The organism is Pseudomonas sp. B22(2017) (assembly GCF_002113105.1).
Classification (GTDB): Bacteria; Pseudomonadota; Gammaproteobacteria; order Pseudomonadales; family Pseudomonadaceae; genus Aquipseudomonas; species Aquipseudomonas asiatica.
This window is the reverse complement of sequence record NZ_NEJN01000009.1, coordinates 44,716-56,941: the sequence shown is the minus strand read 5'-3', so window position 1 is coordinate 56,941 and position 12,226 is coordinate 44,716. Positions and strand designations below refer to the sequence as shown.

The 12,226-nt window shown below is 62.9% G+C and carries 12 protein-coding genes and 1 pseudogene; 7 read left to right on the top strand and 6 right to left on the bottom strand.

Going from position 1 to position 12,226, the window contains the following annotated elements; genetic code table 11:
• Positions 1-103 precede the first annotated feature (103 nt).
• Positions 104-784, bottom strand: a complete 681-nt coding sequence (radC, locus tag CAG18_RS18210; protein WP_054572025.1) for a DNA repair protein RadC — start codon at positions 782-784, stop codon at positions 104-106.
• A 128-nt stretch (positions 785-912) separates the two neighbouring features.
• Here radC and coaBC point away from each other — a divergent pair, with 128 nt between their 5' ends.
• The 4 genes and pseudogenes from coaBC to argB all read left to right on the top strand — a co-directional run bounded on the left by coaBC (position 913) and on the right by argB (position 5,033).
• A complete protein-coding gene (gene coaBC, locus CAG18_RS18205; protein ID WP_085721318.1) occupies positions 913-2,124 on the top strand; it encodes a bifunctional phosphopantothenoylcysteine decarboxylase/phosphopantothenate--cysteine ligase CoaBC in 1,212 nt (403 codons plus the stop codon).
• A gap of 5 nt (positions 2,125-2,129) precedes the next feature.
• Positions 2,130-2,585 (top strand): dUTP diphosphatase, encoded by a 456-nt coding sequence (dut, locus tag CAG18_RS18200; protein WP_015272329.1) that lies wholly within the window; start codon positions 2,130-2,132, stop codon positions 2,583-2,585.
• A 144-nt stretch (positions 2,586-2,729) separates the two neighbouring features.
• Positions 2,730-4,097: pseudogene (locus tag CAG18_RS18195) on the top strand (phosphomannomutase/phosphoglucomutase); the annotation flags it as partial.
• 30 nt (positions 4,098-4,127) lie between these two features.
• Entirely contained in the window at positions 4,128-5,033 is a 906-nt protein-coding gene (gene argB / locus CAG18_RS18190) for an acetylglutamate kinase (protein WP_003258198.1), read from the top strand.
• A 180-nt stretch (positions 5,034-5,213) separates the two neighbouring features.
• On the opposite strand, the gene pyrE is transcribed toward argB, so the two are convergent.
• Positions 5,214-5,855 (bottom strand): orotate phosphoribosyltransferase, encoded by a 642-nt coding sequence (gene pyrE / locus CAG18_RS18185; RefSeq protein WP_003253405.1) that lies wholly within the window; start codon positions 5,853-5,855, stop codon positions 5,214-5,216.
• Positions 5,856-5,935: 80 nt separating this feature from the next.
• Here pyrE and CAG18_RS18180 point away from each other — a divergent pair, with 80 nt between their 5' ends.
• A complete protein-coding gene (locus CAG18_RS18180; RefSeq protein WP_003253401.1) occupies positions 5,936-6,715 on the top strand; it encodes an exodeoxyribonuclease III in 780 nt (259 codons plus the stop codon).
• 115 nt (positions 6,716-6,830) lie between these two features.
• Here CAG18_RS18180 and CAG18_RS18175 read toward each other — a convergent pair whose 3' ends face one another.
• The gene (locus CAG18_RS18175) at positions 6,831-7,199 is read right to left on the bottom strand and encodes a DUF4870 domain-containing protein (protein ID WP_003258195.1); all 369 of its coding nucleotides are present in this window, start codon (positions 7,197-7,199) and stop codon (positions 6,831-6,833) included.
• Between the two features lie 23 nt (positions 7,200-7,222).
• Positions 7,223-7,945, bottom strand: coding sequence for a ribonuclease PH (gene rph / locus CAG18_RS18170; RefSeq protein WP_085721317.1), 723 nt, complete (start codon positions 7,943-7,945; stop codon positions 7,223-7,225).
• Between the two features lie 228 nt (positions 7,946-8,173).
• On the opposite strand from rph, the gene CAG18_RS18165 reads away from it, so the two are divergent.
• Both CAG18_RS18165 and gmk read left to right on the top strand, forming a co-directional pair.
• On the top strand, positions 8,174-9,037 hold the full coding sequence (locus tag CAG18_RS18165) for a YicC/YloC family endoribonuclease (protein WP_015272331.1): 864 nt from the start codon (positions 8,174-8,176) through the stop codon (positions 9,035-9,037).
• A 13-nt stretch (positions 9,038-9,050) separates the two neighbouring features.
• Positions 9,051-9,671 carry a guanylate kinase gene (gene gmk, locus CAG18_RS18160; RefSeq protein WP_024087917.1) on the top strand — a complete coding sequence of 207 codons (621 nt, stop codon included), beginning with the start codon at positions 9,051-9,053 and terminating at the stop codon, positions 9,669-9,671.
• 124 nt (positions 9,672-9,795) lie between these two features.
• On the opposite strand, the gene CAG18_RS18155 is transcribed toward gmk, so the two are convergent.
• Positions 9,796-11,337 carry an APC family permease gene (locus CAG18_RS18155; RefSeq protein ID WP_013974795.1) on the bottom strand — a complete coding sequence of 514 codons (1,542 nt, stop codon included), beginning with the start codon at positions 11,335-11,337 and terminating at the stop codon, positions 9,796-9,798.
• 113 nt (positions 11,338-11,450) lie between these two features.
• Positions 11,451-12,224: a gamma-glutamyl-gamma-aminobutyrate hydrolase family protein gene (locus CAG18_RS18150; RefSeq protein ID WP_085721316.1), complete on the bottom strand. Its 774-nt coding sequence runs from the start codon at positions 12,222-12,224 to the stop codon at positions 11,451-11,453.
• Positions 12,225-12,226: the final 2 nt, after the last annotated feature.

The window sequence follows — 12,226 nt, the reverse complement described above, 5'->3', positions numbered from 1 at the left end:
CTTCGCGGGCTTGCCCGCAGGGACCTCGCCAACTTTCAACATGGCACTATTCCTGTAGGAGCGGGTTTACCCGCGAAAAGGCCGGGACAGACAGCACAAGTGCCTAAGCCACAATCCACCCATGCTCGACCATCGACAGCGGCTCCCCGTCACCGATGATGATGTGATCCAGCACCCGCACATCGATCAACGCCAGCCCCCGCTTCAACGACAGGGTCAAATGCACATCATCCTGGCTCGGCTCGTTGTTGCCTGAAGGATGGTTGTGGCACAGGATCAACGCCGCCGCGTTGTGCAGCAGTGCCCGCCGCACTACCTCCCGCGGGTAAACACTCGCCCGGTCTATCGTGCCCCTGAACAGGATCTCGAACGCCAACGGCCGGTGCTTGGTATCCAGAAACAGGCAACCGAATACTTCACTGATCTCATGGCGCAGCATGGCCTTGAGATAACGCCGCACCGCCGCTGGGCTTTCGAGAGCCGCTGCGCGCTCGATGTCCTCATCCAGATAACGCCGGCCAATTTCCAAAAGCACCTGCAACTGTGCGTATTTCACAGCGCCAATGCCCGGCTCGCGAAGCACTGCTGCGCGATCGGCCTCGAGAAACTGCCTGAGCCCACCAAAACGCCCCAGCAGCCCCCGCGCAAGGTCCAGCACATTCCGCCCGGCAACCCCCGACCCTAACAGCACGGCGAGCAGTTCGGCATCCGACAGCGCTGCCGCCCCGCGCTGCAGCAACTTCTCCCTCGGCCGCTCTTCAGCCGGCCACTCCCTGATATTCATCCCGCTCCTCTGCCCTTGCTGCGGCCCATTTCGGCCCTGTGTTAATCTATTTCGCCTCGTACATGCGACGTTCCGCCGCAGGCATTTTCAAACGTCGTCGCCCGCTCTCACTGGAAAAAGGCAAGCCTATGCAGCGGCTGTATCGCAAGCGCATCGTTCTCGGCGTGGGTGGCGGCATTGCCGCCTACAAAAGCGCCGAACTGATTCGCCGACTCCTGGAGCACGGCGCGCAGGTGCGCGTCGTCATGACCCGTGGTGGTGCAGAGTTCATCACCCCGCTAACCCTGCAAGCGCTGTCAGGCCACCCGGTGCACATGGACCTGCTCGACCCTGCCGCCGAAGCGGCCATGGGCCACATCGAACTGGCCAAGTGGGCTGACCTGGTGCTGATCGCCCCGGCCACCGCCGACCTCATGGCGCGCATGGCCCAAGGCATGGCCGACGACCTGCTGACCACCTTGGTACTGGCTACCGATGCCACTGTCGCCGTGGCCCCGGCCATGAACCAGGCCATGTGGCGCGACCCGGCCACCCAGGCCAACCTCGAACTGCTCAAGAGCCGGGGCATCCAGGTGTTCGGCCCAGCGTCCGGCAGCCAGGCCTGTGGCGACGTCGGCCTGGGCCGCATGCTCGAAGCCACCGACCTGGCCTGGTGTGCCGCGGAAAGCTTCAAGCGCCAGGCCCTGACCGGCAAGCACGTGCTGATCACTGCCGGCCCGACCCAGGAAAACATCGACCCGGTGCGCTACATCACCAATCATAGCTCCGGCAAGATGGGCTTCGCCTTGGCTGAAGCCGCCGCCGAAGCCGGGGCTCGGGTCACCCTCGTCACCGGCCCGGTGCACCTGCCGACCCCCGACCGGGTCAGCCGTATCGACGTGGTCAGCGCGCGGGACATGCTCGCGGCCTGTGAAGCGGCCATGCCATACGACCTGTTCATTGCCTCTGCGGCGGTAGCGGACTACCGCCCGGAAGTCGTTGCCACGCAAAAACTGAAGAAAGATCCTACGACCGGCGACGGCATGCTGCTGCAGATGGTGCGCAATCCCGATATCCTTGCCACCATCGCTGGCCGCGCCGACCGCCCGTTCAGCGTCGGTTTCGCCGCCGAGACCGAGCACTTGCTCGATTACGCCACGCGCAAGCTAAAGGACAAGAACCTCGACCTGATCGTCGCCAATGATGTGGCCAACCCCAGCATCGGCTTCAACAGCGAGGAAAACGCCTTGACCGTGATCGACCGCCAGCAGCACCAGACCCTCTTCGCGCAGACCAGCAAGGGCAAGATTGCCCGGCAACTGGTCGCCTTCATCGCCGAACGACTCAATCAGGTTCAATAAGTTACATGCACGCTCTTCAAGCCAAGATCCTCGACCCACGCCTGGGCACCGAATTCCCCCTGCCGCAGTACGCCACCCCCGGCTCCGCCGGCCTGGACCTGCGCGCCCTGCTCAAGGAAGACACCGTCCTCGAGCCAGGCCAGACCCTGCTGATCCCCACCGGCCTGTCGATCTACATCGGCGACCCTGGCCTGGCGGCGGTGATCTTGCCGCGCTCGGGCCTGGGCCATAAGCACGGCATCGTGCTGGGCAACCTGGTCGGGCTGATCGACTCGGACTACCAGGGCGAGTTGATGGTGTCGTGCTGGAACCGCGGCAACACACCGTTCACCATCGCCGTTGGCGAGCGCATTGCCCAGCTGGTGCTGGTACCGGTGGTACAGGCCCATTTCGACATCGTCGAAGCGTTCGATGAAAGCCAGCGCGGCGCTGGCGGCTTCGGCCATTCCGGCAGCCACTGAGCCGAGAAATGACCGTTCAGGCCAAGGATGGCGAACTCTCTGGCGAAACCACCGTCCAAGCGTTCAGTTTGCGCCTGCCCAGAAAGCCTTTGACTAATGGAGCTTCCAGAGATGAACGACATGGCCCACCTGGTCCCCGCCGCACTGCCAGACAGCATTTTCCGCGCGTATGACATTCGCGGCGTGGTCGGCAAAACCCTTCACGCCGAAACCGCCTACTGGATCGGCCGCGCCATCGGCGCGCAGAGCCTGGCCCAGGGCGAACCGCAGGTTTCGGTCGGCCGCGATGGCCGCCTGTCCGGCCCGATGCTGGTCGAACAGCTGATCAAGGGCCTGGTCGATGCCGGCTGCCAGGTCAGCGACGTCGGTCTGGTGCCCACCCCCGCCCTGTATTACGCAGCCAACGTGCTGGCCGGCAAGTCCGGCGTGATGCTGACCGGTAGCCACAACCCGTCTGACTACAACGGCTTCAAGATCGTCATCGCTGGCGATACCCTGGCCAACGAACAGATCCAGGCCCTGCTGACCCGATTGAAAACCAACGACCTGACCCTCGCCGAAGGCCGCGTGGAAAAGGTCGAGATCCTTGACCGCTACTTCCAGCAGATCGTCGAGGACGTGAAGCTGGCCAAGAAGCTCAAGGTGGTCGTGGACTGCGGCAACGGTGCCGCCGGCGTGGTCGCGCCGCAACTGATCGAAGCCCTGGGCTGCGAAGTGATCCCGCTGTTCTGCGAAGTCGACGGCAACTTCCCCAACCACCACCCGGACCCGGGCAAGCCGGAGAACCTCGAAGACCTGATCGCCAAGGTCAAGGAAACCGGTGCCGACATCGGCCTGGCCTTCGACGGTGACGGCGACCGCGTCGGCGTGGTGACCAACACCGGCAGCATCGTCTACCCCGATCGCCTGCTGATGCTGTTTGCCCAGGACGTACTGTCGCGCAACCCGGGTGCCGAGATCATTTTCGACGTGAAGTGCACCCGTCGCCTGACCCCGCTGATCGAGCAGCACGGCGGCCGCGCACTGATGTGGAAGACCGGCCACTCGCTGATCAAGAAGAAAATGAAGCAGACCGGCTCGCTGCTGGCCGGCGAGATGAGCGGTCACATCTTCATCAAGGAACGCTGGTACGGTTTCGACGACGGCATCTACAGCGCCGCGCGCCTGCTGGAGATCCTCAGCAAGGCCGGGAAGAGTGCCGAAAACCTGTTCGCCGCGTTCCCGAACGATATTTCCACGCCGGAAATCAATATTGATGTGACCGACGAGGGTAAATTCAGCATCATTGATGCACTGCAACGCGACGCCGACTGGGGCGAAGCCAACCTGACCACCATCGACGGTGTGCGGGTGGACTACGCCCACGGCTGGGGCCTGGTTCGCGCCTCCAACACCACCCCGGTGCTGGTGCTGCGCTTCGAGGCTGACAGCGACGCCGAATTGCAACGTATCAAGGATGTTTTCCGTACCCAGTTGCTGCGGGTTGAGCCTGAGCTGCAACTGCCGTTCTGACCGACTATCTGTTCCTTACAGGAGCCCTGCATGACCCTCGATCGCGATGCCGCTTCCCATGTAGCCGAGGTTTTGTCCGAAGCACTGCCTTACATCCGCCGCTTTGTCGGCAAGACCCTGGTGATCAAGTACGGCGGCAACGCGATGGAGAGCGAGGAGCTCAAGACCGGCTTCGCCCGTGACATCGTGCTGATGAAGGCTGTGGGCATCAACCCGGTGGTGGTCCACGGTGGTGGCCCGCAGATCGGCGACCTGCTCAAGCGCCTGTCGATCGAAAGCCACTTCATCGACGGCATGCGCGTCACCGACTCGGCGACCATGGACGTGGTGGAGATGGTGCTGGGTGGCCAGGTCAACAAGGACATCGTCAACCTGATCAACCGCCACGGCGGCAGCGCCATCGGCCTGACCGGCAAGGACGCGGAGCTGATCCGCGCCCGCAAGCTGACCGTCAGCCGCCAGACGCCCGAGATGACCACCCCGGAAATCATCGACATCGGCCACGTGGGCGAAGTGGTGAGTGTGAACACCGACCTGCTGAACATGCTGGTGAAGGGCGACTTCATCCCGGTGATCGCGCCGATCGGCGTGGGTGCCAACGGTGAGTCGTACAACATCAACGCCGACCTGGTGGCGGGCAAGGTAGCCGAGGCGCTGAAGGCCGAGAAGCTGATGCTGCTGACCAACATTGCCGGCCTGATGGACAAGCAGGGCGAGGTACTGACCGGCCTGACCACCGAGCAGGTCAATGAACTGATCGCCGACGGCACCATCTACGGCGGCATGCTGCCGAAGATCAAGTGCGCGCTGGATGCCGTGCAGGGCGGTGTGAATAGCTCCCACATCATCGACGGCCGCGTGCCGAATGCGGTGCTGCTGGAGATCTTCACCGACAGCGGCGTGGGTACCCTGATTACCAACCGCAAGCAGCGCTGATTGGTTGGTTAGCCTGCACTGGCCCTATCGCCGGCAAGCCAGCTCCCACAGAGATCCCACAAGATATGAAACCTGTGGGGTATTTGTGGGAGCGGGCATGCCCGCGAAGAGGCCGGAACAGGCGACACAAAAAAAGGCGACCTTCACAAGAAGGTCGCCTTTTTCATTTCCAGGCCCGAATCAGATACCGTACTGCGCCCGGTAAGCCTCGACCGCCGGCAGATGCTGCTTCAGCTGCGGGTCATCGGCCAGGAACTCCAGCACCTGGGTCAGCGAAACGATGCTGACCACCGGAATACCGAAGTCGCGTTCCACTTCCTGGATCGCCGACAGCTCGCCATTGCCACGCTCTTCGCGGTTCAGCGCGATCAGCACGCCAGCGGCCTTGGCCTGCTGGGCATTGATGATTTGCATGACCTCACGAATGGCGGTACCGGCGGTGATCACGTCGTCGATGATCAGTACGTCACCGGCCAGCGGTGCACCGACCAGGCTGCCACCTTCACCGTGGTCCTTGGCTTCCTTGCGGTTGAAGCACCATGGCACATCGAGCTGATGCTGATCGGCAAGGGCCACGGCAGTTGTCGCTGCGAGCGGGATACCCTTGTAGGCCGGGCCGAACAGCACATCGAACGGGATCTTGCTGTCGACGATGGCTGCGGCATAGCAACGGCCCAGTTCGGCCAGGGCGGAACCGGTGTTGAACAGGCCGGCATTGAAGAAATACGGGCTGGTACGCCCCGATTTCAGGGTGAATTCACCGAAACGCAGTACCCCGCGATCGATGGCAAAACGGATGAAGTCGCGCTGATACGGCTGCATGGATAGTCCCGGACACCACGGATTTAGCTAAATGGGTTGAGCTCGGGTATCATACACGCACGAGATTTTTGGGGCCATTTATGCGGATCATCAGTGTGAACGTAAATGGCATTCAGGCTGCGGCCGAGCGTGGTTTGCTCAGCTGGCTGCAAGCCCAGAATGCCGACGTCATCTGCCTTCAGGATACCCGCGCCTCGGCCTTTGAACTCGATGACCCAGCTTTCCAGCTCGATGGCTATTTCCTTTATGCCTGCGACGCGGAGGTGCCTGCCCAAGGTGGTGTGGCCCTGTATTCGCGCATGCAGCCCAAGGCAGTCATCACCGGCCTGGGCTTCGAGACAGCCGACCGCTACGGGCGTTACCTGCAAGCAGATTTCGACAAAGTCAGTATTGCCAGCCTGCTGCTGCCTTCGGGTATGAACGGCGACGAAGACTTGAACCAGAAGTTCAAGTTGATGGACGACTTCGCCAAGTACCTGGACAAACAGCGTCGCAAGCGTCGCGAATACATCTACTGCGGCTCGTTCTACGTGGCGCAGCAGAAGCTCGACATCAAGAACTGGCGTGACAGCCAGCAGTCGCCGGGCTTCCTGGCGCCGGAGCGTGCCTGGATGGATGCGATCACCGGCGAGATGGGTTACGTCGACGCCCTGCGCGAAGTCAGCCGTGAAGGCGACCAGTACAGCTGGTGGCCGGACAACGAGCAGGCCGAGATGCTCAACCTGGGCTACCGGTTCGACTACCAGATCCTCACTCCAGGGCTGCGCCGCTTCGTGCGCAATGCCCGCCTGCCGCGTCAGCCGCGCTTCTCCCAGCATGCGCCGCTGATCGTCGACTATGACTGGACGTTGACCATCTGAAGGCATGGGGCCGCTTTGCGGCCCTATCGCGACACAAGGCCGCTCCCACAGGGGAATGCATATCCCTTGTAGGAGCGGCCTTGTGTCGCGATAGGGCTGCAAAGCAGCCCCAGCATTATTTGATCGGCCGCCAGATCATCGGGTAGCGATACGGCTTGCCCTCATTCGCCCGCACAGCCGCAATGATGATCAGGATCATCACCGCGACCATCAGCATGGCGAACAGCACCAGCCCGATGAACACGAACATCAGCAGGAAGCAGATGAACCCGGCAATGGTCACGCTGATCTGAAAATTCAGCGCCTCTTTGCCCTGGGCGTCGATGAAAGGGTCTTGCTCGCGCTTGAGGTGCCAAAGCACCAGCGGGCCCAGCAAGTGCCCGAGCGGCACCACCAGGCCCAGCAGCGCGGAGAGGTGGCAGAACATCGCCCACTGCCGGATTTCGGCATTGGGCGGGGTGATCGACAGGTTCGATTCGCTCATGCCCCGCACCTCCCTGGCTGGGTTCAGTCGGCCAGTGCCGCCTGCTGCAGTTCGAAGATCTCGCTCATGCCCTTCTGCGCCAGGGCGAGCATGGCGTTGAAGTCTTCAGGCTGGAACGGCGCACCTTCGGCAGTACCCTGCACTTCGATGAAACCACCGGCGCTGGTCATGACCACGTTCAGGTCGGTTTCGGCGGCGGAGTCTTCCAGGTAGTCCAGGTCGAGCACCGCTTCGCCCTGATACATGCCCACCGACACTGCGGCGATCATGTGCTTGAGCGGGTTGCCGGCTTTCAGGCCACCGCGCTTCTTGATCACCGCCAAGGCATCGCACAGAGCGACCATTGCACCGGTGATGGACGCGGTACGGGTGCCACCATCGGCCTGGATCACGTCGCAGTCGAGGTACAGGGTGATATCACCGAGCTTGCTCATGTCCAGCGCGGCGCGCAGCGAACGGCCGATCAGACGCTGGATTTCCAGCGTGCGGCCACCCTGCTTGCCACGGCTGGCTTCACGCTGGTTACGCTCGCCGGTGGAGCGCGGCAGCATGCCGTACTCGGCAGTCAGCCAGCCTTGGCCCTGGCCTTTGAGAAAGCGCGGCACACCGTTTTCCACGCTGACCGTGCAGATGACCTTGGTGTCACCGAACTCGACCAGTACCGACCCTTCGGCGTGCTTGGTGTAGTTGCGGGTAATGCGGATCGAGCGGAGCTGATCGGCGGCGCGACCACTTGGACGTTTCATCTGGGATACCTGTACTGGGACTTTGAATCTGCCGAGCATTATAGAGCCCATGGCCCGGGGAAGACATGCCTATTGTCGCGCCCGGCACAGCCCGTCGCCTTTTCCTACCGGCCAGGCCACCCGTCGGTAACATGGGTGGATTGGGCGCCGAGGCCCCACTGCGCTACAATCCTGCGCCTTGCAGCCGAGAGGCTCCCACCGTTCATTCATATACGCGAGGTACTCCCCATGGTGCACAGCATGACCGCTTTTGCTCGTGTCGAGCGCGCCGGCAGCCAAGGCACCCTGGTCTGGGAGCTGCGTTCGGTCAACCACCGTTACCTGGAGCCGCACCTGCGCCTGCCCGAGGCCCTGCGCGACCTCGAAGGCGCCGTGCGTGAAGGGCTGCGCCAAGGCCTGTCGCGGGGCAAGGTAGAATGCACCTTGCGCCTCAACGAAGACAGCAACGGCAAACCGCTGAAGGTGGACCGCGAGCGCGCCGCGCAGCTGGTTGCCGCCGCCGAGGAAGTGGCCGGCCTGATCAAGCAGCCGGCACCACTGAACCCGCTGGAGGTGCTGTCCTGGCCAGGCGTGTTGGTGGCCGACGCCAACGATCCGCAGGCATTGAATACCGAAGCCATGGCGTTGTTCGATGAGGCGCTGGCCGAGCTCAAGGCCGGGCGTCAGCGTGAAGGCCTGGAACTGGCCCGGCTGATCAACGAACGCCTGGACAACATGGCCAGCGAAGTCACCACCCTGCGCGCCCTGGTGCCGCAGATGCTGGCAGCACAGCGGCAGAAGATCCTCGACCGCTTCGGCGATATGCAGGCCGAACTCGACCCGCAACGTCTGGAGCAGGAGATGGTGCTACTGGCCCAGAAGAGCGACGTGGCCGAGGAGCTCGACCGCCTCAGCACCCACGTCACCGAAGTACGCCGGGTGCTCAAGGGTGGCGGTGCCGCCGGCCGGCGCCTGGACTTCCTGATGCAGGAACTCAACCGCGAGGCCAATACCCTCGGCTCCAAGGCCTTCGACCCACGCAGCACGCAAGCGGCGGTCAACCTGAAGGTATTGATCGAACAGATGCGTGAACAAGTACAGAACATCGAGTAAGGCCACCCCGACCATGAAGCACAGCAGCGGCACTCTCTACATCGTTTCGGCCCCTTCGGGCGCCGGCAAGACCAGCCTGGTCACCGCCCTTACCCAGGACGACTCGCAAATCCGCGTCTCGGTCTCGCACACCACCCGCGCCATGCGCCCGGGCGAGCAGCACGGGGTGAACTACCACTTCGTCGTCCACGAGGAATTCAAGGCTCTGATCGACCAAGGCGACTTCCTGGAGCATGCCGAGGTGTTCGGCAACTTCTACGGCACCTCGCGCAGCGCCATGCAGCAGACCCTGAACCAGGGTTACGACCTGATCCTGGAAATCGACTGGCAAGGCGCCCAGCAGGTACGCAAGCTGATGCCGCAGGCTTTGTCGGTGTTCATCCTGCCACCAAGCCAGCAGGCACTGCGCGAGCGCCTGGACGGCCGCGGGCAGGACAGCGAAGAAATCATCGCCGGGCGCATGAAGGAAGCGGTCAGCGAGATGGTGCACTACGACGAGTATGACTACGTGATCATCAACGATGACTTCGACGAGGCGCTGGAAGACTTGAAGGCAGTGTTCCGCTCGAACCGCCTGCTGCTGAACAAGCAGCAACAGCGCAACAGCGGGCTTCTGAAAGAACTGCTCTCCTGAAAGACCGCATGGGGCTGCTTTGCAGCCCATTCGCAGCACAAGGCTGCTCCTACAATGGCGCAATGTACGCCATCGATGTAGGAGCAGCCTTGTGCTGCGAATGGGGCGCGAAGCGCCCCCAGCCTTATTCCTGCAATGGCAAGGTAGCCTGCTGACGCAGGGTAGCCCCCAGGAAGTACGCCGGCGCGCGCAGCCGCGACAGCATCATCAGCACGATCCCCAGCACCGAGATGATCGCGGCGATCACGAACACCAGCCCCAGCCCGCCCACATGCGAGCCGCTGCCGAAGTCCGGCGAGGCGCTGTCGATGGCGGTACGCACGAAGATAACCGACAAGATCACCCCACCCACCAGCGGGCACAAGCCGCGCATCAGGAAGTGGCGCAGGCTGTCGAACAGGCTGTGGCGGAAGTACCAGACACAGGCGAAGGCCGTCAGCGAATAGTAGAAGCAGATCATCATGCCCAGTGCAGTGATGGTATCCGCCAACACGTTCTCGCTCAGGGTGCGCATGGTCACGTAGAACAGGCCCGCGGCCACGCCGGCGCAGATGGTGGCGTAACGCGGGGTCTGCGAACGTGGGCAGACGCTGGCGAACTTCTGCGGCACCGCACCGTAGTAACCCATGGCCAACAGTGTGCGCGCCGGCGACACGAAGGTCGACTGCAGCGACGCCGCGGTACTGGCCAGCACGGCGATGGACATCAGGATCGCCAGCGGCCCCATGACCGGGCCGGCCAGGTGAGCGAAGACGTTTTCCTGGATGCGCGGGTTGTTCAGGCCCAGGCCCTGTTCGCTGATACCAGCAAACTGCAGGGTGGCAATGGCGGTGAACAGGTACAGGCCGAGGATCAGCAGCACGGTCCAGGTGGCCGCCTTGCCCGGCACCTCGTCGCTGCCGACCGATTCCTCGCTGACAGTCAGGCACACGTCCCAGCCCCAGAAGATGAAGATCGACAGAGACAGCCCGGCGGCAAAGGCCGAGAAAGATTCGACGCCGAACGGGTTGAACCAGGCGAAATCGAATTCCAGCGGTGGCGGCGCTGTGGTTTCGCCGAAAGCGGCAAAGGCAAAGCCGATCAGCACCAGCAACTGCAGGGCCACCAGGCCATATTGCACCGTCATGGTGGTGGTCATGCCACGGCAGCAGATCCACACCGCCAGGGCGATGAACACGCAACAGGTGGTTATGTTGATGAGCAGGTTGTCGGCCAATGCCGCCAGTTCATGCTTGCCGGTAATCTGACCAAGGAACAGATAGAAGAAGTCGACCGCCACCCCTGCCAGGTTCGACAACACGATGGTGGTGGCGACCACCAGGCCCCAGCCACCGATCCAGCCGATCATCGGACCGAAGGCACGCGCCGACCAGGTAAACGAAGTACCACTGTCCGGCTCCGCCGAGTTCAGTTCGCGGTAGCCCAAGGCTACCAACAGCATCGGCAGGAAGCCGACGATGAATACCGCAGGCAGGTGCGCGCCCACTTCACGCACGGTCGGGCCAAGGGCGCCGGTCAGGGTGTAGACCGGGGCGATGGTGGAAATGCCTAGCACCACGCTGGCCAGCAAGCCCAGCCGGCCGGTGGCCAGCCCCTTGCTGCGCTGGGTGTTGCCCGCGTCGGCCGCCACATCGGGTGGGCGGCCGGCTTCTGTGTAATTGCTCATGAGTATTTGCCGTAAATTTTGGAATTGTTTTCACAGGCCTTGCGTACAAGGCCCGCTTTCACTCATTGAAAGCTTGCTGCCGGGAACAAGTCATCCGAGACCTTCGGGTGACGTCAGAGTGCCTCCTGCCGTGCGCCCTCCCGTGTTGCATAGGCAAAACAGGCCTCGCGAAACGCCTGGAACAGGCGCAACGAGACCGGGTTTTCGGTAAATCGCCACTCCGGGTGCCATTGCACGCCGAGCACAAAGCCCGGCGCGGCAGGCATGGACACCGCTTCGATCAGGCCATCCGGGGCCCGTGCCTCGACGCGCAGGCCCGGGGCCAGGCGGTCGATGCCCTGACTGTGCAGCGAGTTGACCTCGAACTGCGCCGCCAGGCCAAGGCGCTCGAACAACCCGCCAGGCTCGATACCGACAAGGTGACGAGGACCGTATTGCACCTCCAGAGGTGCGTCCTCTGGTTCACGGTGGTCCATGTAGCCGGGCAGTTCCTGCACGCGCTGGTGCAGGCTGCCGCCCAGGGCCACGTTCAATTCCTGGTAGCCACGGCAAATACAGAACACCGGCACACCGGCGGCAATGGCCGCCTGCAACAGCGGCAGGGTCAGGCGATCGCGTGCCAGATCGTGCCGGGTACCTGCCGCGCTGGGGGCGCCATTGTAATGATGCGGTTCGATATTTGAAGGTGAGCCGGTAAAAACAATGCCATGCAGACGGGCCAGCAGCGCCTGCGTGTCGCTGCCCCCGTCACGGGCCGGCAAGATCAATGGCAAGCCGGCAAAGCCGGCCGCCTCGACATACTTGTCGCCTACCGTATGCGACGAGTTCTTCCCCACCTGCTGGCGGCAGGCGCTGACACCGATCAAGGGGACCGCATTTGCGCTCATGG

What these genes read in the sequence shown, in the direction of transcription:
- CAG18_RS18155 (WP_013974795.1), bottom strand. Translation starts at nt 11,337, where the DNA reads ATGAGCAATTACACAGAAGCCGGCCGCCCACCCGATGTGGCGGCCGAC.
- rph (WP_085721317.1), bottom strand. Translation starts at nt 7,945, where the DNA reads ATGAAACGTCCAAGTGGTCGCGCCGCCGATCAGCTCCGCTCGATCCGC.
- CAG18_RS18175 (WP_003258195.1), bottom strand. Translation starts at nt 7,199, where the DNA reads ATGAGCGAATCGAACCTGTCGATCACCCCGCCCAATGCCGAAATCCGG.
- argB (WP_003258198.1), top strand. Translation starts at nt 4,128, where the DNA reads ATGACCCTCGATCGCGATGCCGCTTCCCATGTAGCCGAGGTTTTGTCC.
- pyrE (WP_003253405.1), bottom strand. Translation starts at nt 5,855, where the DNA reads ATGCAGCCGTATCAGCGCGACTTCATCCGTTTTGCCATCGATCGCGGG.
- CAG18_RS18180 (WP_003253401.1), top strand. Translation starts at nt 5,936, where the DNA reads ATGCGGATCATCAGTGTGAACGTAAATGGCATTCAGGCTGCGGCCGAG.
- CAG18_RS18165 (WP_015272331.1), top strand. Translation starts at nt 8,174, where the DNA reads ATGGTGCACAGCATGACCGCTTTTGCTCGTGTCGAGCGCGCCGGCAGC.
- coaBC (WP_085721318.1), top strand. Translation starts at nt 913, where the DNA reads ATGCAGCGGCTGTATCGCAAGCGCATCGTTCTCGGCGTGGGTGGCGGC.
- gmk (WP_024087917.1), top strand. Translation starts at nt 9,051, where the DNA reads ATGAAGCACAGCAGCGGCACTCTCTACATCGTTTCGGCCCCTTCGGGC.
- CAG18_RS18150 (WP_085721316.1), bottom strand. Translation starts at nt 12,224, where the DNA reads ATGAGCGCAAATGCGGTCCCCTTGATCGGTGTCAGCGCCTGCCGCCAG.
- radC (WP_054572025.1), bottom strand. Translation starts at nt 784, where the DNA reads ATGAATATCAGGGAGTGGCCGGCTGAAGAGCGGCCGAGGGAGAAGTTG.
- dut (WP_015272329.1), top strand. Translation starts at nt 2,130, where the DNA reads ATGCACGCTCTTCAAGCCAAGATCCTCGACCCACGCCTGGGCACCGAA.